The sequence below is a fragment of the Bacillus sp. EB106-08-02-XG196 genome, assembly GCF_013396335.1.
Taxonomy (GTDB): domain Bacteria; phylum Bacillota; class Bacilli; order Bacillales; family Cytobacillaceae; genus Neobacillus.
This window is the reverse complement of the sequence record NZ_JABWSY010000007.1, coordinates 74,771-95,961: the sequence shown is the minus strand read 5'-3', so window position 1 is coordinate 95,961 and position 21,191 is coordinate 74,771. Positions and strand designations below refer to the sequence as shown.

Annotated in this window: 24 protein-coding genes, 1 pseudogene and 1 riboswitch; of the genes and pseudogenes, 19 read left to right on the top strand and 6 right to left on the bottom strand. The window is 37.8% G+C overall.

What is annotated here, in order from left to right; all coding sequences use genetic code 11:
* Nucleotides 1-184: 184 nt before the first annotated feature.
* The 8 genes and pseudogenes from gvpJ to MLOOGBEN_RS12530 form a co-directional block, all read left to right on the top strand.
* Nucleotides 185-418 carry a gas vesicle protein GvpJ gene (gene gvpJ / locus MLOOGBEN_RS12565; protein ID WP_179158597.1) on the top strand — a complete coding sequence of 78 codons (234 nt, stop codon included), beginning with the start codon at nt 185-187 and terminating at the stop codon, nt 416-418.
* Nucleotides 419-508: 90 nt separating this feature from the next.
* Entirely contained in the window at nt 509-1,411 is a 903-nt protein-coding gene (gene gvpN / locus MLOOGBEN_RS12560) for a gas vesicle protein GvpN (RefSeq protein WP_179158596.1), read from the top strand.
* Entirely contained in the window at nt 1,408-2,166 is a 759-nt protein-coding gene (locus tag MLOOGBEN_RS12555; RefSeq protein WP_179158595.1) for a GvpL/GvpF family gas vesicle protein, read from the top strand. Before gvpN ends, MLOOGBEN_RS12555 begins: the two co-directional genes overlap by 4 nt.
* Nucleotides 2,163-2,396 carry a gas vesicle protein GvpG gene (locus MLOOGBEN_RS12550; protein WP_179158594.1) on the top strand — a complete coding sequence of 78 codons (234 nt, stop codon included), beginning with the start codon at nt 2,163-2,165 and terminating at the stop codon, nt 2,394-2,396. Before MLOOGBEN_RS12555 ends, MLOOGBEN_RS12550 begins: the two co-directional genes overlap by 4 nt.
* A 21-nt stretch (nt 2,397-2,417) precedes the next feature.
* Complete coding sequence (locus tag MLOOGBEN_RS12545) at nt 2,418-3,236, top strand: GvpL/GvpF family gas vesicle protein (RefSeq protein WP_179158593.1); 819 nt, start codon at nt 2,418-2,420, stop codon at nt 3,234-3,236.
* 2 nt (nt 3,237-3,238) lie between these two features.
* The gene (locus MLOOGBEN_RS12540; protein WP_179158592.1) at nt 3,239-3,469 is read left to right on the top strand and encodes a gas vesicle protein; all 231 of its coding nucleotides are present in this window, start codon (nt 3,239-3,241) and stop codon (nt 3,467-3,469) included.
* Nucleotides 3,450-3,713, top strand: a complete 264-nt coding sequence (locus MLOOGBEN_RS12535) for a gas vesicle protein K (protein WP_179158591.1) — start codon at nt 3,450-3,452, stop codon at nt 3,711-3,713. The genes MLOOGBEN_RS12540 and MLOOGBEN_RS12535 overlap by 20 nt, the downstream gene beginning before the upstream one ends.
* Nucleotides 3,714-3,734: 21 nt before the next feature.
* A pseudogene (locus MLOOGBEN_RS12530) lies at nt 3,735-4,016 on the top strand (gas vesicle protein); the annotation flags it as partial.
* Between the two features lie 170 nt (nt 4,017-4,186).
* Here MLOOGBEN_RS12530 and MLOOGBEN_RS12525 read toward each other — a convergent pair.
* Nucleotides 4,187-4,597 (bottom strand): VWA-like domain-containing protein, encoded by a 411-nt coding sequence (locus tag MLOOGBEN_RS12525; protein ID WP_179158589.1) that lies wholly within the window; start codon nt 4,595-4,597, stop codon nt 4,187-4,189.
* Nucleotides 4,598-4,783: 186 nt separating this feature from the next.
* On the opposite strand from MLOOGBEN_RS12525, the gene MLOOGBEN_RS12520 reads away from it, so the two are divergent.
* The 7 genes from MLOOGBEN_RS12520 (at nt 4,784) to MLOOGBEN_RS12495 (ending at nt 12,786) form a co-directional block, all read left to right on the top strand.
* Nucleotides 4,784-6,268: a helix-turn-helix domain-containing protein gene (locus MLOOGBEN_RS12520; protein ID WP_179158588.1), complete on the top strand. Its 1,485-nt coding sequence runs from the start codon at nt 4,784-4,786 to the stop codon at nt 6,266-6,268.
* A 190-nt stretch (nt 6,269-6,458) separates the two neighbouring features.
* Nucleotides 6,459-8,132, top strand: coding sequence for a urocanate hydratase (hutU, locus tag MLOOGBEN_RS12515; RefSeq protein WP_179158587.1), 1,674 nt, complete (start codon nt 6,459-6,461; stop codon nt 8,130-8,132).
* A gap of 12 nt (nt 8,133-8,144) precedes the next feature.
* A complete protein-coding gene (gene hutI / locus MLOOGBEN_RS12510) occupies nt 8,145-9,443 on the top strand; it encodes an imidazolonepropionase (RefSeq protein WP_179158586.1) in 1,299 nt (432 codons plus the stop codon).
* Nucleotides 9,415-10,422 carry an agmatinase family protein gene (locus MLOOGBEN_RS12505; protein WP_179158585.1) on the top strand — a complete coding sequence of 336 codons (1,008 nt, stop codon included), beginning with the start codon at nt 9,415-9,417 and terminating at the stop codon, nt 10,420-10,422. The genes hutI and MLOOGBEN_RS12505 overlap by 29 nt, the downstream gene beginning before the upstream one ends.
* A 30-nt stretch (nt 10,423-10,452) precedes the next feature.
* Nucleotides 10,453-10,590, top strand: a complete 138-nt coding sequence (locus MLOOGBEN_RS28915) for a hypothetical protein (protein ID WP_218781161.1) — start codon at nt 10,453-10,455, stop codon at nt 10,588-10,590.
* A gap of 16 nt (nt 10,591-10,606) precedes the next feature.
* On the top strand, nt 10,607-11,890 hold the full coding sequence (locus MLOOGBEN_RS12500; protein WP_256989077.1) for a YjiH family protein: 1,284 nt from the start codon (nt 10,607-10,609) through the stop codon (nt 11,888-11,890).
* A gap of 131 nt (nt 11,891-12,021) precedes the next feature.
* Nucleotides 12,022-12,786: an alpha/beta fold hydrolase gene (locus MLOOGBEN_RS12495; RefSeq protein WP_179158583.1), complete on the top strand. Its 765-nt coding sequence runs from the start codon at nt 12,022-12,024 to the stop codon at nt 12,784-12,786.
* 32 nt (nt 12,787-12,818) lie between these two features.
* On the opposite strand, the gene MLOOGBEN_RS12490 is transcribed toward MLOOGBEN_RS12495, so the two are convergent.
* Nucleotides 12,819-13,370 (bottom strand): phosphatase PAP2 family protein, encoded by a 552-nt coding sequence (locus tag MLOOGBEN_RS12490; protein ID WP_179158582.1) that lies wholly within the window; start codon nt 13,368-13,370, stop codon nt 12,819-12,821.
* Nucleotides 13,371-13,649: 279 nt separating this feature from the next.
* On the opposite strand from MLOOGBEN_RS12490, the gene MLOOGBEN_RS12485 reads away from it, so the two are divergent.
* Nucleotides 13,650-13,982, top strand: coding sequence for a metallophosphoesterase family protein (locus MLOOGBEN_RS12485; protein ID WP_306430739.1), 333 nt, complete (start codon nt 13,650-13,652; stop codon nt 13,980-13,982).
* Between the two features lie 132 nt (nt 13,983-14,114).
* A complete protein-coding gene (locus tag MLOOGBEN_RS12480; protein ID WP_179158581.1) occupies nt 14,115-14,357 on the top strand; it encodes a glutaredoxin family protein in 243 nt (80 codons plus the stop codon).
* Between the two features lie 25 nt (nt 14,358-14,382).
* Here MLOOGBEN_RS12480 and MLOOGBEN_RS12475 read toward each other — a convergent pair whose 3' ends face one another.
* Together MLOOGBEN_RS12475 and MLOOGBEN_RS12470 are read right to left on the bottom strand one after the other, a co-directional pair.
* Nucleotides 14,383-15,702: a YheC/YheD family protein gene (locus MLOOGBEN_RS12475; RefSeq protein ID WP_179158580.1), complete on the bottom strand. Its 1,320-nt coding sequence runs from the start codon at nt 15,700-15,702 to the stop codon at nt 14,383-14,385.
* Between the two features lie 133 nt (nt 15,703-15,835).
* On the bottom strand, nt 15,836-15,964 hold the full coding sequence (locus MLOOGBEN_RS12470) for a hypothetical protein (protein WP_179158579.1): 129 nt from the start codon (nt 15,962-15,964) through the stop codon (nt 15,836-15,838).
* Between the two features lie 81 nt (nt 15,965-16,045).
* A riboswitch (cyclic di-AMP (ydaO/yuaA leader) is annotated at nt 16,046-16,186 on the top strand.
* 137 nt (nt 16,187-16,323) lie between these two features.
* Between MLOOGBEN_RS12470 and MLOOGBEN_RS12465 the strand changes: the two genes are divergently transcribed.
* Entirely contained in the window at nt 16,324-18,150 is a 1,827-nt protein-coding gene (locus tag MLOOGBEN_RS12465) for an APC family permease (protein WP_179158578.1), read from the top strand.
* A gap of 29 nt (nt 18,151-18,179) precedes the next feature.
* Here the strand turns inward: MLOOGBEN_RS12465 and MLOOGBEN_RS12460 are convergent, their stop codons facing one another.
* Nucleotides 18,180-18,614 (bottom strand): hypothetical protein, encoded by a 435-nt coding sequence (locus MLOOGBEN_RS12460; protein ID WP_179158577.1) that lies wholly within the window; start codon nt 18,612-18,614, stop codon nt 18,180-18,182.
* A gap of 214 nt (nt 18,615-18,828) precedes the next feature.
* Here MLOOGBEN_RS12460 and MLOOGBEN_RS12455 point away from each other — a divergent pair, with 214 nt between their 5' ends.
* A complete protein-coding gene (locus tag MLOOGBEN_RS12455; protein WP_179158576.1) occupies nt 18,829-19,650 on the top strand; it encodes a histidinol-phosphatase in 822 nt (273 codons plus the stop codon).
* 153 nt (nt 19,651-19,803) lie between these two features.
* Here the strand turns inward: MLOOGBEN_RS12455 and MLOOGBEN_RS12450 are convergent, their stop codons facing one another.
* A complete protein-coding gene (locus MLOOGBEN_RS12450; RefSeq protein WP_179158575.1) occupies nt 19,804-21,018 on the bottom strand; it encodes an MFS transporter in 1,215 nt (404 codons plus the stop codon).
* Nucleotides 21,019-21,191 lie beyond the last annotated feature (173 nt).

The window sequence follows — 21,191 nt, the reverse complement described above, 5'->3', positions numbered from 1 at the left end:
AAGATGTCAAATTAAAGTACTTGTCCACTCAAAATAAAAGGGTTTTCATATAGTATAGTAATCGTTTTTTTATAACGAAGGCGGCTGATGGTGAAAAAGATGAGAGAGTGTCACATGGAATAGAAAATAAGAATAATTTATAACACTCCCTCTTTAGCTACAGTCATTGGAAGGAGGGGATTAGATGGCTGCTATTCAAAAAAGTGTAGACTCTTCAAGCTTAGCAGAGGTTATTGACCGTATTTTAGATAAGGGTGTTGTCATTGATTTATGGGCTCGTGTTTCTTTAGTAGGAATTGAGCTTTTGACAATTGATGCCCGTATTGTTATTGCCAGTGTAGATACATGGTTAAGATATGCAAAGGCAGTTGGTCTTCTTAAAGATCATGAACATCATCATTTTGTAGAAGAGTCCTAGTCGTGTTTTGAATTAGAATCGAAGGAGCCAAGGCTAGACTGTGCCTTGGCTCCTTTTTTAACGAAACTTCAATCTTAAGGAGGAAAAATGTTGAATCCGTTAGATAAAATAAATGGAACCTGTGAGTTTGTAACTACACCTTTTTTTGAAGACATCATTACAAGAACTCTTCAATATTTGCAAGCAGGGTTTCCTGTCCATTTTGTTGGACCAACAGGTGTTGGAAAAACAAGTTTAGCATTATTTATTGCGAAACAACTAAAGAGGAAGGTTACGATTATTCGTGGTCATCATGAATTGTCCAACAAAGACCTATTAGGCCATTATTCTGGAGTGAGAAAAAAAGAGATAATCGATAATTATATCCACACTGTATTTAAGAAAGAGCAAGAAATTAAACCTGTTTGGGTCCAAGGTCAACTTATTGAAGCAGTAAAAAATGGACATGTGGTGATTTATGATGAGTTTTCACGTTCCCGCCCGGAAACGAATAATATATTTTTATCATTACTAGAGGAAAAAGTTCTGCCTCTATATAGCAATGGAAAAGACTCATTTATAAAATGTCATCCTGACTTTTCAATCATTTTTACAAGCAATCCAGATGAGTATGCTGGTACCTTTCATACCCAGGACGCCCTCTTAGATCGACTGATTACCATCCAGTTAGATTCCTGCGATCACGAAACAGAGATAGAAATTCTTAAGCAAAAAACAGGACTAAACCAGCATGAGGCAACTGAAGTGGTTAGGCTTGTTACCAACCTAAGGTCGTATGGTAATGGATTTTGTCCTAGTTTACGAGCTTCACTAATGATTGCGGCTATTGCAAAAAAGTCAAAGATTGAAATGATAGCTGAAAATATCCGCTATCAGGTACTTTGTATGGATGTATTAATAAGACCAATGACTCAAATCCTTCCGAAACAGCCACCTATGAAAATAAAGGAACTCATACTAAAGGAAATTCTAAGAAGGGAAGAAAAAAAATGAGTACACAAGAGGGTGTGTACATTTTTTGTGCGATACGAGAAAAAACGCCTAAGAAATTTGGAACCGTTAATGTAAATGATAGAATAAGCGGTGTTTATACCATTCATTTCGAAAATGTGGCAATGGTGGTATCCAAAGTATCGGAAGAGGTTTTACCCACTCGTAAGAATCTTATGGCCCATCAACAAACAATCACTGAAGTAATGAAACAATATAGCGTCATTCCATTCAGTTTTGGAAATGTATTTCACTCCAAAAATGATGTTCACTTAATAATGGAACATCTAAATGAGGAATTTGAAAAATTGTTTTCGCATTTAGAAAACAAAATGGAAGTAGGCTTAAAAGTAATTCCGAAGAAAGAATGGCTTGAGCAGGAGATGAGGAATAACCCGATATTAAATGAGTGGAAAACCAAGAAGAAAGACCACGCTGATCCTGCTTCATTTTATGAACAGATCCAACTAGGTGAGCAAGCCCAAAATTTTATTCTCAATTTGGAGGAGAAAGCAGCAACGGATATTTTTGAATCCTTATTAGAGCTAGCAGAAGCTGGTAAGCAAAATAAAACCATACCAGGAAAAACACTGTTAAATGCAGCTTATCTAATTGATACCAAAAACGAAGAATCCTTTGATAAAAAGGTAAATGATCTTTATGAAATATGGAAGGATAAAGCGGAGTTTAAGTATTCTGGACCATGGCCTGCTTACAACTTTGTGAATATCCGCTTAAGGATTGAAGGGAAATTATGATATTTAAATTATTTACTCTGCCAATTCGTTCGATCATTAAACTAGGTGAAAAAATTCAAGAAGAAGTGGATCAAGAGCTGTATGATCTCACATATATACAGCAACAGTTGATCGAACTGCATATGATGTACGATATGGAAGAAATTGATGAAGAAGCCTATATGGAACGAGAGCAGGAATTACTTAACAGATACAGAATAGCCAAAGAACGTGAAAAGAACGAGTATTAAGTTTTAAAGGAGGAGGTAGTTATGGCTCATACAACGGTTGAAACCGATTTTATCTATTTGTATGGTGTCATCCTTAAGGAGGAACTACAAAAGACAGAGGTTCCATCCATTATTGGGATTGATCAAAAGAGAGCTTCAGTCATTCCCTATAAAGAACTTGGTGCAGTAATTACCCCAGTTAATCCCCTGAATTTTTCCCAGCAGCGTATTGACCTTCAATTAAAGAACCCTGAGTGGTTAAAGGAGAAGGCATTTCATCATCATGAATGTATATTAGCCATTCATAGCCAATTTACCATCCTACCAATGTCATTTTGTACGATTTTTCAAAAAGAAGAAAATTTAAAAAGTTTACTTAATGAACAATATGATGTGATTCTCGAAAAGCTTAATCGATTGAAAGAAAAACAAGAATGGAACTTAAAAATATATTGTAACCCTGAGCAGTCATTTTCCTATGTGGTAAATCATAATCAAACGGTACTAGAGTTAAAAGGAAATATCGCCACTATGCCAAAGGGAAAGCAATTTATTATGAAGAAAAGGCTAAATCAGCTGATTACAGATGAACTAGAAAAAGAACAATCCCAGTGGTGGCACCAGATTGAGCAAACGTTAAAGTCATTTTTCGAAGAGGCAAGGCTCCGGAAAAACTGGGGAAGAGAAATAACCGAACGAAAGGATGAAATGATTGTAAACTGTGATTTTCTTATTAATAAAAAGAATTCGGAACATTTTCTATATCAAATTCATGATCTAGAACAAGAATTTGCTAAGGCAGGCTGCACCTTTCAAGTTAGCGGACCCTGGCCGCCTTATCATTTTTCAAAGGAGAATTAACGATGGAACAGGTTCATCTTTTTCAAAATAAAGAAATGACGCTGTTGGATCTCCTGGATGGAATCATTGATACTGGTGTTGTGGTTAGTGGTGAGATATTAATTTCGGTTGCCAATATCGATTTAATTGTTGTGGATCTTAAGCTGCTAATTTCGTCGATTGAGAGTGCCTTTGGATCATACGAGCGAAAAATTGTTGGGGAGGCTATAGGTGATGGAGAGATTACCACTTGATTCTAATCAGGTCGAGCAAGGGTTAGCGAAATTAGTTCTTACGATTATTGAACTTCTCCGTCAGCTTATGGAGAGGCAGGCGATGCGAAGAGTGGAAAGTGATTCATTAACTGATGAGCAAATTGAAGAATTAGGGTTAACATTAATGAGGCTTGAAGAAAAAATGGAAGAATTAAAGCTGGTTTTTGGGTTAGAAAATGAGGATCTCAATATTGAATTGGGACCTTTAGGAAAACTGCTTTAATCTCCGATAAGGAGGGATCATATGCCCATTCATCACCCGCCGCAATCATCGAATTTACTCGATGTTCTTGAAAAAATTCTCGATAAAGGAGTTGTCATCGCTGGTGATATTAAAATATCTTTAGCCGATGTCGATTTATTAACCATAAAAATTCGGCTGCTGGTTGCATCGGTAGACAAGGCTAGAGAGATAGGAATGGACTGGTGGGAAAAGGATCCATACTATTCTTCAAAAGGGATAATGGCGGAAAAGGAGCGTGCTCAATTACACGAAAGAATTAATCGATTAGAACAGCTGGTCGAGAAAAATACATTACCACTTCCAATGAAGGAGCAACCCATTGCCATTTTGAATGAAGAAAGCTCGTCATCATCTTTTCAGAATTCATCCCCCGTTCACTTGGATGAGAGCTCATCATAATTCAAAAAATTGTTAAAGAGGAGGTTTACTCCTCTTTTTAATGTGCTTTTTTTCTAAACGATTTTCATTACCTTTCCAAACGGTGCTTTAGGAACAAATTCCGTCGGCACTAGCCAATATACTTCATAGGGAACTTGCATGTCTTCTGGTAGAAAGCCGGTTAAATCAGTAATATAGAAAACCGTCTCGATTTTCTCCTCTTCTGCCCATTCCAGTGCCAAGGTATAGGAAGCTTTTCCGTGTGTGTAGTACTTTATTTCTGATCCTTCCGTAATGGGCTCTGTAGTTCGTATTTTAAAATCAGCTTGGACGAGTGTGGTTTCAGGAGTTAGTTCTTTGAAAAAAGTTACAATATTTGCGATAAGATCAATTTTCGTTTCGTTTGTTGAGGTATCGACGACCAATGCAAGTTTTTTACCTTGACGATCCTGTATGATTTTTAGTAAATTTTTGTGCCATTTCATCCCTAGTTTTTCCCCTCTCTTTCAGTAGTCACAAAAATTATTATGCGCATAATGAACCTATGAATTCGATTAAAATTATTTCATTTTAGGTATAAGATATTTAAACGGAAAATAGTTGTAGATTTTCACATAGGATGTATACTTTTATTATATTAGTAGCACTATTTTTAGATGGGAGCGATCTTAATGGAAGGGAAATGGCTGATTGCAGACCGCGATTTAAATGAACGAGAGGGATTAAAATGGCTGTTAAAATCATCCTCCATACCTGTGTCCACAATACTATTAGCCTCCAATTATCAAGACTTTATTGTTACTTTTGAGAAAGAGTCACCGGATATCATTTTATTAGAACTGGATATGGTTAGCAGTGATAATTGGTCTGGTTTTAGAGAATTAATGCAAATCTATCAACCTATTTTGCTGTTAACAAGTGCGGAGGCTACCTTTGAAAAAGCTCACTTAGCGATTGACCTTCAAGCCCTAGACTTAATGATTAAACCGTTTTCTGCCACCAAGATGAAAGCTGCTTATCAAAAAGCAACAAAAGCACTTGATAAAAAACAGGATAAGAAAAATACTTCTCCTACACAGTTTTATAAGGACTTATCGTATGAGGCACTGTTTATTTCTGAACGCACAGTTTCTGCGGACTATAAAATTGCTGCGTTTAAAATTGAAAATACAAAGAACCTTGATGTACTTTATTCCTTTTTTACAGATTATCCTTTTAGAGAAATTCATGGAATATTCCCTTTAAACGATAAGGTCGTTCTTTTATTTAAAGAAACTTGCCAAAATATCAAAGAACAATGTCAAAAGGCGATGAGAAAGTGGGAAGAGGAATTCTCTGACCCACTCGCGGTAGTGGTGCGTAACGAAAAATCACCACATGTAAGTCTCAATGAAAAATTTTTAGAAACACAAATCATGATGGAGTTAACCTATTATCGTGGCTATCGGCAAATTATGGAGTTTGAGTATACTCCCGAATGGATACATATCGATCCTTTTTTGGCTCCCCCTGAACAAAGGGTTTGGGTGGACATGCTAGCAAATCATGATATAGAAGGTATAAAAAAATGGCTTTACGATGAATTTCTCCAATGGGAAGATCCATATCCGGATCCGGGATTGGTAAGAATTAGGCTGACGAGCATCTTAGCACAAATAAGACGATTTATGAAGACCTACGATTTAAATGAACAGCAAAATTACGAAAAAGAGTACCGCCATATCTTCCATTCCATTTTGTATGATAGTGTGCTCTATCGGTCAGTACAAAATTTAATCTTATTTGTTCAAAAGTTATTTTTAGCAGCAGGCTCTAATCCTCAGATGTTCAAACAAGACCTCATAGAGCGGGGGATTGCCTTTATTGAGTCCCATTTCAATAACAGGGATCTAAAGCTAGAGGATGTGGCAAGGTATGTCGACCGAAATCCATCTTATTTCAGTCATTTGCTAATTTCAAAAACAGGCAGAGGCTTTACGGACATCCTGTCAGCTATAAGAATGAAAGAAGCGAAAAGGTACTTGCTTGAATCCAGTAAGCCAATAAAGGAAATAGCGCTGTTGGTGGGATTTCATAATCCCAATTACTTTAGCAGAATCTTTAAAGAGGTAGTCGGAGTATCACCGAGAGAATATCGGATGAATGAAAAGGGATAAGACTCAGAATATAGCGAGTCTTATTTTTTCTAATAAAATTATACTTTTCTAAAAATAATATAGTTATAGGCTAAAAATAAACTAGTTATACAGATAAATAGTGCTAATTTTCTAATGATTGATTTGTATTTTTCAGAAGATTTTATTTTTATAATAAAGGAGAGATAAAAGACATAGAGGAGTGAATAGTATGGAAGCTAGTACATCTAAATCAAGAGTAATTAAGAATTATAAAGGAACAGAATTACATGCTAAAGGCTGGATTCAAGAGGCTGCACTAAGAATGTTAATGAACAATCTTGATCAAGAAGTAGCAGAGCGACCAGAGGATTTAGTGGTTTACGGTGGAATTGGGAAGGCAGCACGTAATTGGGAATCCTACGATGCTATTGTTAAATCTCTACTTGAATTAGAAAGTGATGAAACATTGTTAATTCAATCAGGTAAACCTGTGGCCGTTTTCAAATCACATAAGGACGCACCTCGTGTGCTGCTGGCAAACTCTAATTTAGTTCCTGCCTGGGCGAACTGGGAGCATTTCCACGAGCTAGATAAAAAGGGGTTAATGATGTACGGACAAATGACTGCAGGCAGCTGGATCTATATTGGAACGCAGGGAATTGTCCAAGGAACCTACGAAACGTTCGCAGAGCTTGCACGTCAAGAATTCAGTGGATCACTAAAACATACCATTACATTAACTGCTGGTCTCGGCGGCATGGGTGGCGCCCAGCCATTAGCGGTAACGATGAATGATGGTGTATGCCTTGCGATTGATGTTGATGAAACTAGAGTGGATCGCAGAATTGAAACCGCTTACCTTGACGTGAAAACGAGCGATTTAGAAGGGGCTATTAATCTTGCAATCGAGGCAAAGAAAGCTGGGAAGGCATTATCAATCGGTTTGATAGGAAACGCTGCTGAGTTGCTGCCGATCATGATTGAAAAAGGGTTTATCCCGGATGTGTTAACAGATCAAACTTCTGCTCATGATCCATTAAATGGTTATGTTCCAGTTGGTTATAGCTTAGAAGAAGCAAGGGTTCTTAGAATAACTGACCCTGTAACATATGTGAAACTTTCGAAGCAAAGCATGGCCATCCACGTAAAAGCTATGCTGAAGATGCAGGAAAAAGGTGCTATAACCTTTGACTACGGAAATAACATTCGTCAGGTGGCAAAGGATGAGGGAGTAGAAAATGCCTTTAATTTCCCTGGCTTCGTTCCTGCTTATATCCGTCCATTATTCTGCGAAGGAAAAGGGCCTTTCCGCTGGGCAGCATTGTCAGGAGACCCTGAGGATATTCGAAAAATTGATGAAGTCCTGCTGCGTGAATTTAAGGATGATGAGCACCTATATAAATGGGTAAAAATGGCTCAGGAAAAGATTAGCTTTCAAGGTCTGCCTGCTCGTATTTGCTGGCTTGGATATGGAGATCGTGCCCGCTTAGGAAAAATCATTAATGACCTGGTTGCCTCCGGTGAAGTATCGGCGCCGATTGTTATTGGTCGTGACCACCTAGATGCAGGCTCAGTGGCATCCCCTAACCGAGAAACAGAAGGAATGAAGGACGGAAGTGATGCCGTTTCTGACTGGCCAATCCTAAATGCGATGATCAATGCCGTTGGCGGTGCCAGCTGGGTTTCCCTCCACCATGGCGGAGGCGTAGGAATGGGTTATTCTCAGCATTCCGGAATGGTCATTGTTGCGGATGGAACCAAGGATGCAGAAGTCCGTTTGCAACGAGTATTAACAACAGATCCTGGGATGGGTGTTGTTCGTCATGCCGATGCAGGCTATGAGCTTGCGATTAAGACTGCGAAAGAAAAAGGCATTAAAATGCCAATGCTAAATCAAGATTAAGAGGTGATACAGTTGGGTAAGCCAATTTTTATAAGAAATGCTTCTCAGATCGTGACATTACAGGGGAGTTCACAGGCTCCCCTTGTAAAGGAAGCGATGTCAGAGCTTGGTATGATTGAAAATGGCAGTGTTTGGATTGAGAACGGAGTCATTTGTGCTGTAGGAAAAGATGAGGTACTTTTTGAAAAATATCAAGACCGACTTAGTGAAGCGGAGATTGTCGATGCAAGTGGAAAGCTTGTAACACCAGGACTAGTAGACCCTCATACTCATCTCGTCTTTGCTGGAAGCAGGGAAAATGAGTTTAATATGAGGCTGCAAGGTGCCACTTACATGGAAATCATGAATAGCGGCGGCGGGATTCACGCAACAACTAGAAGAACTAAGTCAGCCACTCGTGAAGAGCTTTTTGAAGAAAGCTTTGAACGCTTAAATCAATTCCTGCGTCACGGTGTAACAACTGTCGAAGCCAAAAGTGGTTATGGAATGGAATGGGAAACGGAGCTTAAACAGCTTGAAGTCGCAAAATTGCTCAATGAAAAGCATGTCATCGATGTGGTTCCTACCTTTATGGGCGCTCACGCCGTTCCAAAAAAGTATAAAGAGAAGCCTGATCAATTTGTGGAGCTCCTCATTAATGAAATGATACCAAAGGTAGCGGAGCTGGGATTGGCAGAATTCAATGATGTATTTTGTGAGCATGGTGTATTTACCCCTGAACAATCAAGGCGAATCCTGGAGGCAGGGAAGCAGCATGGTCTGATGCCGAAAATCCATGCGGATGAAATTGAGCCCTATGAAGGGGCAGAGTTAGCTGCCGAGGTAGGGGCGATTTCTGCAGACCATTTATTAAGAGCGTCTGAAAAGGGAATGAAAGCGATGGCTGAAAAAGGTGTGGTCGCAGTGTTGCTGCCTGGGACAGCCTACTTTTTAATGGCGGAATCGGCAAACGGTCGTAAAATGATTGACCTTGGGGTTCCTGTTGCATTATCGACCGATTGTAACCCTGGCTCCTCTCCGACTGTGTCATTACCATTTATTATGAATCTTGGCTGTTTGAAAATGGGGATGACACCTGCAGAAGTGATCACTGCAGCAACCATCAATGCTGCACATGCGATTAATCGCGGCAGGGAAATTGGCAGTTTAGAAGTTGGAAAAAAGGCGGATATTACGATTTTTAATGTCGATAATTATATGAAGCTTCAATACTCTTATGGGGTTAATCATACGCAAACAGTCGTGAAGTCTGGGAAGGTAGTTGTTAGGGGAGGTCAATTACATGAAGAGCTTTCTCTATCCAAAAATTAATCCTTCTAGTTTTATGTGGGTACCTCCTGAAAATGGGACAGGATTGAAGGTTCATGAATGGATTCAGCCAATTACTGCTTTGACCGACCCTAATAAGAGCAAGGAAGCCGAGGTAGTCATCCTCGGTGTTCCTTTGTCCCGTTCATCGATTAGTGCTTCAGGTGCATCTGAGTTTCCCGAAGCCTTTAGACGCTCATGGCGTAGCTTTGCTACTTATAATCTAGATGATGATGTCGAATTGTCTGAAATGACTGCACTTGATGCAGGGGACGTTCCTATGCATGTTACGGATATTTCTAAGTGTCATGAAAAAATTGTCGAAGCCTCAGCTGCTATTCATGGTCATTTCCAAAATTCGAAGGTGTGTGCCATTGGCGGAGACCATTCGATTACAGCGATGATGGTGAAAGGAATGCACAAGGCCAAGCCATCAGAAAAAATAGGAATCCTGCAATTTGATACCCATTTTGATTTGCGGGATATGTCGGATAATGGGCCATCTAACGGAACACCGATGCGCAATTTAATCGAGAGCGGTGTGGTGGAAGGCAACAATATGTACAACATTGGTCTCCATGGATTTTTTAATACAAAGGATTTAAAACAGTATGCAGATGAAAAAGGAGTCAACTATTTCACACTTCGAACAGCACGGAAAAAGGGAATAGAAGAACTCGTTTTACATTGCTTAGAGGAGTTATCTTCTAAAGTGGATACCATTTATTTAACTGTAGATATGGATGTGTTAGACATAGCCTATGCTCCAGGGGTACCGGCATCAACGCCGGGGGGCATGACAACAGAAGAACTGCTAGAAGGGGTACTAGCAGCTGGTCGTCATCCAAAAGCAAAAGCAATGGACATCGTCTGCTTGGATCCACAAAAAGACACACACGTCCAGCCAACAGTCAAACTCGGAACACACGTATTCCTAACTTTCCTAACAGGAGTCATGCTCCGACAAAGTGCTAGCAGATAGATAGCGGGTTATATCCGTTTGCTAGCTCTGGTGACAGGCACCACTAAAATACAACTGTCCACCCTAGGTGGACAGTTGTCGGGTGCGAATACGGAACTAAGGGGATTTATTCGAACAAGGGGGATTGGGTATGGAAAATCGACCGTTACAGCAGGTGCAGCAGCCTGAATTACAGAATAGTAATATGTTGAATGTCATGAAGTTTTTTGTTTTTAGTGCGATTGGTATCTTTGTATTTTTTGTACCTGTTACTTTGAATGGAAAGTCTTCTATTATGCTGGATCATTTTGTTTCTTATATTCAACTTGCGGTCCCAAATGTTTTACCTTATTATGCATTACTGGTCATATTGTTAGGTGCAGTATATCCTTTTGTGACTAAGTCCTGGAATAAAAATGTAGTCACCACAGTGTTTTCATTTCTGAAAATATTTGGACTTGTTGCTGCTATTATGCTTGTATTTAATTTTGGTCCAAAATGGTTTTTTGATCCTAATATGGCACCATTCCTTTTTAACAAGCTGGTAATTTCTGTCGGACTGTTAGTACCAATTGGCTCTGTTTTTCTGGCTTTATTAGTAGGATATGGTTTGCTTGAATTTATCGGAATATTCATGCAACCTGTCATGAGGCCAATTTGGAAAACACCGGGGAGATCAGCGATCGATGCTGTAGCATCCTTTGTAGGAAGCTATTCCATTGGTCTTTTAATTACCAACCGTGTTTTTAAAGAAGGTAAATATTCAATAAAAGAAGCAGCAATTATTGCAACCGGTTTTTCTACTGTTTCTGCAACCTTTATGATCGTTGTCGCGAAGACATTGAATCTAATGGAGGTTTGGAACGCCTATTTTTGGGTTACCTTTGTGGTGACTTTCATCGTAACTGCTATTACTGTTAGAATCTGGCCGCTAAATAAAATTAGTGACTCTTATTACCAGGATATGGAGGGTGATGAAGAGGTCATTATCAAGAAAGACCGTGTTAAAACAGCATGGAAAGAAGCGATGGTCACCGCTAATCAATCTTCGAGCTTAGGTAAAAATATCTGGGACAACCTTAAGGATGGCTTTATCATGACTATGGGTATCTTGCCATCAATTATGTCAGTTGGGTTACTTGGACTTATATTGGTAGAATATACACCTGTTTTTGATTGGCTGGGTTATCTTTTTTATCCATTCACTGCACTCGTTCAATTACCAGACCCAATGCTGGCCGCAAAAGCAAGCGCTGTCTCAATCGCAGAAATGTTCTTGCCGGCCCTATTAGTTACCAAGGCAGCCATTGTTACTAAGTTTGTTATCGCTGTTGTTTCGGTATCATCGATTATTTTTTTCTCAGCTGTAGTACCATGTATTTTATCGACAGAAATTCCACTTACGATTGGAAAACTCGTCGTCATTTGGTTCGAAAGGGTAGTATTCACGATTCTTCTTACAGCACCTATAGCTTTCTTAATTCTATAATAGGGTTGTGACTGTTTCTTTTTTATAGAGGAACAGTTTTTTTTATTATGAAAAGATACATAATAACAAAAGGAAATTTAATTAGATTCAAGTTTAGTGGTTTAATAATTGTTGTTGAGGTGTTCGAATTAATGCCAAAGCTGGTTGGAAAAGGTGTCAGCCTATATTATCATGTTAAAGGAAATGGAACTCCCATCGTTTTTATCCATCCTCCATTACTTACGAGTGAAAATTTCAGTTATCAAATGGATGGACTTTCTCAGGATTTTAAAGTTATTACTTTTGATATAAGAGGCCATGGCAGAAGTCAGTTCTCAATTCAATCGATAACTTATCCGTTAATTGTGGAAGACATTAAACGTTTGCTGGATCATTTAGGTATAGAAAAAGCATTTCTGTGCGGGTATTCGACAGGAGCTTCTATTGCCTTAGAATTTATGCTGACTTATTCCGACAGATCCTTAGGAAGTATTTTGGTAAGTGGAATGTCGGAAGTTAGCGATTTTTATTTGAGGAAAAGGATTTCTTTAGCGGTTAAACTTACAAATCCTAGGACATTTTCTTTTTTGGCGCAGGCGATTACATGGGGCAATTCCGATACAAAAGAGACGTTTAGAAAATTGTACAATGGAGCAGTTAAAGGTAATGCCAGAAATATTAATCAATATTACCAATATAGTTTAAAATATAATTGTACAAATCAATTAGGAAATATCGATCTTCCCATATTAATGGTCTATGGGAAGAAAGACAAATCATTTCATCGGTATGCGAATCTCTTAAAAGAAAAATTGCCATGCAGTGATTTAAGGTTCATTGATAAGGAAAAACATCAAATACCTACAAAAGCAGCGAGAGAATTAAACAAATTGATTATCGATTTTGTCCTTACATAACGAGAAAAATACGTAAGGAAGCTAAAGTTAATTTAAAGAAAAAAACGATTGTAGGTATAGATAACTCGGTTAATAAATGGATCCCAAAAGTTTGATGAAAAGTTTACCCCTATAGCAACTATACTTCCAATGATAGCACTGCCAATAATATCAGAAGGATAATGCTGTCCCATCCAAATACGAGAAAAACCTGCTAGGAAAGCTAAAATGGACAAGATACAACCAAATGTGCGCTTGTAAAAAAGAACTGAAATTGCTACGGCAAATGCTAGGGTTGTGTGTTTACTTGGAAATGATGAATCCTTTTCTGAAGGAACAGGAGCTAATAGATTTACCCGTTTCTTTGAAAATGGTCGAGGCTTAAAATAAACCAATTTAATAACACTAGTGAGCAGTAATGTAATAATTGCAGAAATTCCTGCAAGTGATGTGATTCTTTTATGAAAGTTATTTTGAAACCACATAATTACCAAAAAATACGCAAAAAAATATCGGAGTTTCTTAGAAATTATAATCATAAATATATCAACAAAACGATTCCTGCCAGTGAATTGATTTAGTGTTCTAAATATTTTGTCGTCCAAAATGATGCCTCCTTTTATTATGCTGACAATATTTTTGCCTTAAAAGAAATTATTATGTAAGCGGTTTCTCTATGATGAGAGATAATAAACTTAATTGGAGAATCAATGATTCATTTGACAATTCGGGAAATTTTTTATATTTCTCGGGAAAGCGCAAGAACAGACATTTCCTGAGTTCTTATGTCATTTAATGTTGTCATAATAAAGATTTGAAATAAGGATATTCATGTATTGTGTCTAATAAAATATTGCTGTTTTTGAAAATAGTGAGGAAAAAGTATGAATATTGTCGTAATATCAGATACGCATTTACCAAAGAGAAAAAAGGGACTACCAACTAGATTATTAGAACAACTGAAGGATGCTGATTTGATTATTCATGCAGGTGACTGGACAACGATTGATGTATATAAAGCGCTACAGTCATATGCAAGAGTTGAAGGTGTATATGGAAATGTAGATGGCCAAGAAATAATAGAATTGTTATCTTTTAAAAAAATAGTAGAAGTATGTGGGATTAAAATTGGTATTACCCATGGACATGGTAAAGGAAAAACAACGGAAAAACGTGCCATTGAAGCCTTTAAAGGTGAAAAAGTAGATTGTATTTAACCCAGGATTGCCAACTGAAAAGAGAAGACAGAAGCAGTATTCTTTCGGGGTGATCACCATAAGTGATAAAATAGCAGCAGAACTTTTATATTTTGATGAAGAGTAACTACGAATGGAAGGAGAGGGTAAACAATGGCTGAAGGGATTATCGTCTATACCACAAATGACTGTATAGAGTGCACAATGGTCAAAAAAGTCCTTACGGAGGAAGGCATACCTTTTGAGGTGAGGGATATTTCAACGAACACAGATTTTCAAACAGAAGTTGAGAAATATGGCTTTTTAGGTGTTCCGGTAACGGTGTTAGGAAATAAAGCTGTAAAAGGTTTTACAAACGAACTGAAAGAAATAATGGAAATAGCAAAAAAGAGCTAATTTTTGGTTAGCTCTTTTGTTATTGTTAAAAACCTGCTAGCTTTTTCGCATAGAGCATATTGGTTTTTAAGATTTCATAGTATAGGTTCGGATAACCTGCGACTAGTGCTATTTCGTGTGAGGGATTGAAGTAATCGATTTCTGAAATCCAGATATCGCCTAATTCTCCAATTATTATATCTACAGCTGCATTCGCAAAATGTACCCCCATGCTCTCGATTTCTTTGACTGTGTCAATAGCAATATGGGTTAATTCCTGATAGGTTAGGGATGCATACAAATCACTTTGCTGCAAGAAATCTGATACCATCTCTTTTTGAAATTTAACCAAAGGCAATAATTTACCTTCATTCTCTCCAGATTGATCTCCTCGGGTAAACAAGCCTATAGCCTTCCACTGACCCGTTTGATCTTTAACAGTAATGATTCGAATTGACATCGTTCGATAACCTGTTACATCAATCGATTCCTGAATCAAATATTCTCCATCTTTAAAATATTGTTTAAAAATGGAATAGGCTTGATCCCGACTATTAAATTTGAAACTCTTAGTTTCCAAGGTTCTCAGATTAGATATAACGAGAGAGTTCGAGTTTTTTAAGTATACTCTTATGACCGAACGATTCGCGTTATTAAGTGGTTTAACTGTTAAATTAGGGAATTTCTTTAAAAAGTAGTACAGATCTTGAGGAGAACCATAAAGAATCGTATCGGGCAGGTAACATTTTACACCAATTGAACTTGCTAATTTCTTGTGAATACTCAATCTAGATAGAAAGAAATCATTAAAAATGACATCGCCAATGACTGATTTGAAATGCTGTATCCACGCAGAGCTTACAGAAGATGTCATCACAAAAATAGCTGAAGGATAGGGGTAGGTACCTTCTTCCCATTGTTTTGTTCGTGGATTATAAAGATATCCTTTCGCTGTATGATTGATTTTATCAACATGGTCAAGAGAAAAGACAAGTATTGCACCTTTAATCTCATGATAAAGGAAAACATAATCTCGTAGTTGTTCAAGGTATTTCTTGATGGAGCTTTGATAATAACCAGCAAGTAAACCTATAAAGGGTCCTATTTGTATTTCGTTTCCATGCTGCTTGATTTCAAGACTGCAATGCTGAGGTATGTTCAGCATGTCCAAAATATCTTCAGATAGGCTTGCCCCATTCAAGGGTAGCTCATCAGAAATTTCTACAATAGATTGATAGGTTTTTGCTCCAAATCTGATCTTTCTAGCTGTAATTTGAGTAATTCCCATTGATTCTGCTAATTTGGGATGAAGAGTCAATATCCCACTGTTAGTGGTGTTTCTCGATAGCAGAATAACATTATCCATTTATATTCCTCCCAACCATAAATCCTGGATACGTTATTATATGTACTAATCATCAAGTTTGTCTTTAAAATGGGAGGGATTCTAACAATTTGGACAAGTGTACTATTGTTATACGGAAATATGGAATGGTGGATTAATTATCTTTTTCATCATTCTTTGTATTATCATTTTGTTCATCTGGAGGACCGTATATTTCATTGATTTCTTTTGCAAGTTCATCTAAAAATTCATCAGTCAATAACGGCTTTTTCTCTTTAGACATAAATTTCTCCAATCATATTTTTATTTTAAAAATTTTAATTTACATTTGATAAACACAGGAGTATGATAATCACAGTTTCATATTTCTAAATCGCTGAGACCAATTGGTGCGGGGGAACCATTCATATGGATAGTATATCCAAGGGGTGAATCCTTTAATAGGTAGGGCTACTCAATGGCCCGAATCCGACAGCTAACCTCGTAAGCGTTAATGAGAAGGAAGGTGGAGCTTGTTGACAGAGCATACATGTCTACAGGTCTATTTACTTTGACTTGTAGGCATTTTTTTGTGCATTTTTGACAATTTAGTAAGGTAATAGAAAGTTTTTCACAATTTATAGTTTCTCGGGAGTGGAAAAAGTGGTTTCTTCAGTCAAAAGATTTTTAATCGGCAGACCTTTAAAGTCAACAGAATTAGGGGAACAAAAGCTCAATAAAACAAAAGCGTTGGCAATTCTTTCCTCTGACGCTTTATCATCGGTTGCGTATGGACCGGAACAAATCCTGATTGTGTTGGTGACTATTAGTGCGGCTGCCTTTTGGTATTCCATTCCAATCGCAATCGGGGTTTTAATCTTATTATTGGCGTTAATTTTATCCTATCGACAAATTATTTTTGCCTACCCTCATGGCGGAGGAGCCTATGTAGTATCAAAGGAAAATTTGGGTGTGAATTATGGGCTGATATCGGGAGGTTCACTACTTGTTGACTATATTTTAACGGTAGCAGTTAGTGTTTCAGCTGGAACGGATGCCATAACATCAGCCTTTCCAGCACTACACGACCATAATGTGGGTATAGCGATTGTCTTTGTGTTATTTATTACAACATTAAACTTAAGGGGTGTAACAGAGTCTGCTTCTATTTTAGCATATCCTGTATATTTATTCGTCCTCGCTTTATTCATTTTGATTGGTGTAGGTATGTACAATATCGTAACAGGTCAGGTTCCAGCGGAATTGCATACACCTGTTGGTACACCTATTGCTGGGATTTCTTTATTTCTGCTTTTGAGGGCTTTCGCTTCAGGAAGTTCAGCACTTACAGGAGTTGAGGCGATTTCGAATGCAATTCCGAACTTTAAAGATCCAGCCCCAAATAACGCTGCAAAAACATTAGCAGCAATGGGCGGATTACTTGCTGTATTATTTTCTGGAATTGTATTTTTAGCTTATTATTATGGAATTAGGCCAAATGAAACGGTTACAGTAGTCTCACAAATTGCAGAGCAAACATTTGGGCGGAATTTTATGTATTTCTTTATTCAAGGGACTACGGCTTTGATTTTAATACTTGCCGCCAACACAGGGTATACAGCTTTTCCTTTGCTGGCAGTAAATTTAGCAAACGATAAGTTTATCCCAAGAATGTTCAAAATAAGAGGAGACCGGTTAGGATATTCAAATGGAATTTTAGTCCTAGGTTTAGCTTCCATCCTCTTAATTATATTTTTTAAAGGTCAAACTGAGCACTTAATACCACTATATGCGGTTGGAGTATTCATTCCTTTTACGTTGTCACAGACGGGAATGATGTTAAAATGGCTTCGTGAAAAGCCTCAGGGCTGGAAGGCTAAGCTATTTATTAATACCTTAGGTGCAGTGATTTGCTTTATTGTTACCATTATGTTCTTTTTAACTAAGTTCGCCCAGGTTTGGCCGGTATTGGTATTTTTGCCCGTCATTGTTATCGTTTTTTACCGAATTAGAAAGCATTATGAGGCCATGGGTGAACAACTAAGAATAAATGCCGACGAACCTGCAATTCCAATCAAAGGGAACGTAATTATTGTTCCTGTAGCAGGAATTACACTAGTGGTAGAAAATTCACTTAATTACGCAAAATCTCTAGGAGCGGATCAAGTGCTCGCCGTCTATGTTTCCATTGAACGAGATGATGAGAAGAAATTCGAAGAAAAATGGAATAAGTGGCAGCCTGATATTAGGCTCGTAACCCTGCACTCGCATTACAGGAGTATCATACAGCCATTGACTAAATTTGTTGATACGGTACAGCATAAAGCTAGTGAAGCGAACTACAGGGTCACGGTCATCATTCCACAATTCATACCTAAAAAAGGCTGGCATAACATCCTGCATAATCAATCAAGCTTACTAATTAAAGCATACCTGCTATATAAAAGAAACGTTATCATCACAACCGTGCCATATCATTTAAAAAAATGATAAAAGAGCAGCTCCGATACGGGAGCTGCTCAATTTAGTTTTTCAGCATGACCAAAGATACATCCCGGCACCTCAAAGGTCTGCCCGTTAGCTGTTAATGAAATAGAACAAATGGCATTACCAATAATAGTTTCATGGAGAAAATGTATGTTGGATAGTATTGCATTGTCATTAAAGAGGACTCCAGAGGCCTCTCCTTCAGCTGACACTATCATACCAATACCGCCACCGGAAACAGGTTCACATGTGGGTAACCCAGATACCACTGATTTAAAAACAAAGCTTTTGTTTTGATCTTGATGGTCACCATAAAGAATGGAAATATAACTGTTTTTGACTGAACAATTAACAGTACAAATTCGTGCAGATACCGTAATCATGCCGCTGGAGGGAAAACGATTAATTAAGGTTTCAACTGGTACGGCTGTAGCGGATAAGGTTGCACGACAATCACAACTTTCCATAAAACACCTCACATTATTATTTAATAATTATATATATGAAAAAGCTTGTCTTTTGGATTGGACAAGGGGTGAATAAAAAGGAGTTTTAGCTGCGAGAATTGAATGTTTAAGGGGAAGTCAATTATTTATAATGTGAGATGATAAGAAGAAAAGGAAAAGGAAAAGAATGAAAGTTCCTTAATATGGGTAAATATGAGTTAGAGGTGAAGAGTAAATGAGCAAAACAAGAGTAAAATTTGACTTACATACACATCATGACCGGTGCGGGCATGCCAGGGGAGGCATTCGTGATTATATTGAATCCGGTATTGAAATGGGCTTAAATGTCATCGGGATATCCGATCATACACCTTATTTCTCGAGTGAAGAAGATCATCCTTTTCCACATATAACGATGGCAGCCAGTCAATTTCCGGAATATGTTGAAGAAGTCTTAAGGTTAAAAAAAGAGTATTCTGGTAAAATTGATGTCCTTTTAGGAATCGAAGCAGATTTCTTTCCTGAGCAGGTAGAAAACTATCGACCTTATTTTGACAGATATCCTTTTGATTATATAATTGGATCTGTTCATCAAGTGGATGGAGTAAGCATTTTTAATAAGAACCGCTGGGAGGGCCTTAGCTCCAAAGAACAAATACGAACGAAAGAAACCTATTATTCTTTAATTGAGCAATCTGCTCGCAGCGGTATGTTTCAGATACTGGGCCATATTGACGCAATGAAGGGCTATTATCCTGACTTTTCAAACATTCAAACTGCAGCAGTTGAGCACACCTTAAAGGTCATTGCAGAATGTGATATCGCTATCGAAATCAACACCTCAGGAAAAACGAAATACGTTGGAGGCTGGTATCCAGCCCATGACATTTTAGAGATGGCACTCCATCACGGAGTAAAAGTCACCTTCGGCTCCGACGCCCACGACCCACACCGAGTCGGGGACGAATTCGAACAAGTTCATGCTCGACTCAAAGAAATAGGCTTCAAAGAATGGGTTTACTTTAAAGCGAAAAAGAGATATGCAGTCAATATATGAATAAGTGAATAAATGGTGACAGGCACCAATGTAATGGACGAAGATTCCATTACATTTTTTCTTGTTTATGTTTTTGTTTTCGGTTTTTGGATACTGTTCGGACTAGTATTTCAAGTTAGTGATACGGAAAATGCCAATTGCTAGAAAAGTTTACTAGCTTTTTAATAACATTGTTTTTGTGAATTTTCGAGTACGAGAATACATGAGTAGAAATACAAATGCACTGCCTATCCTCATAATGGAATTTAACTCCATTGATTTTTGTATGCCTAAACCTTCTAACAGCATAATACCAATCTGAGGGGCTATAAAGGCGACAAATGATAAGAGTACATTATAGGTTGTGATACAATACGTTCTCGTTTCGGCAGGGGATTGTTCCAACAAAAGGTTGAACAATAAGAGCACAACCCCGGAAATAAAAAATCCGGATAGTGCTTGAACACCTGTTAAATAGAATAGGTTAGTAGACAGAATCGTTAAGAAGGGAACAAGTCCCATCCCTAGCGCAGCCCACACCAGCATGAGGGTATTAGATTTTTCCTCTGCCCATTTCTTCCACAAGGGGAACGAAAAGATTTGAACCAATTGACAAGCTACTGAAAAGATGCTAATCCAAAGGATGGTCGCTTCTGCGATTCTGACATGGTAAATATTGAATATTCCCCATGACATCTGCCAAGTGAAATTAAAGCAGAGTGCCGCAATCAGGAACCATTTATAACCATGATCTTTAAAAATAGACCAGTCCATCGATGATTTTTTTGTATTGGGGACGGGCCGGACTGTTTCTTTATGTTTCATTAAGAAAAATACTTCGAGTAAGCCAAAAAGTAAGGCTGCGAAAAATAACCACTGGTATGCGGTTGCATTATTGGTTTGGTTTTTCATAATAATCCCAATGACTAGTGTGGAAATCATGCCGGCAATGGTTAATAGCCGGTTACGATCACTAAAAAAAGCACCTCTTCGTTCTTCCTTTATCATACCGCTAATTAATGTTTGCCAGCCAACGTTAGATATTGTTGCAGGTACATTCATGAAAGCGATAATGATCAAGAATGCCCACGCTTGGTAAGTGGAGGAGAAATAAACAACTCCTATTAGGAGTATAAATAATAGTCGAGCCCATAAAACTGCCATCGCAACTGTTTTTTTCTGCGTCTCCAAACGATTTAAGAGAATAGCTGCAGGAATTGTCATCAGGAGTGCAATGAAAGGAGGAAGTGAACTAATCAATCCAACTTGATAATTGGATGCTCCAAGAATCGAGATAGCAAAGATGGGGTAAAAGTTCCCGGCAAGGTTAATGGCAATGGTAGAAACCATGCCATGATAAATACTAATCTTTTCATTAAATGTGCGCACGAATCTTCACCAGTTTTCTCTATTAATCAATTACGATAATATTATACTACGGCATCCGAAATTTCTATATAATTCTTTTGAAAAAATACCGACAATATTAACCTCGTGATACATAATATTTTTCATGTAAATATAGCCAAAATAAAGTATAATGAATATTTGGCTTGTATATG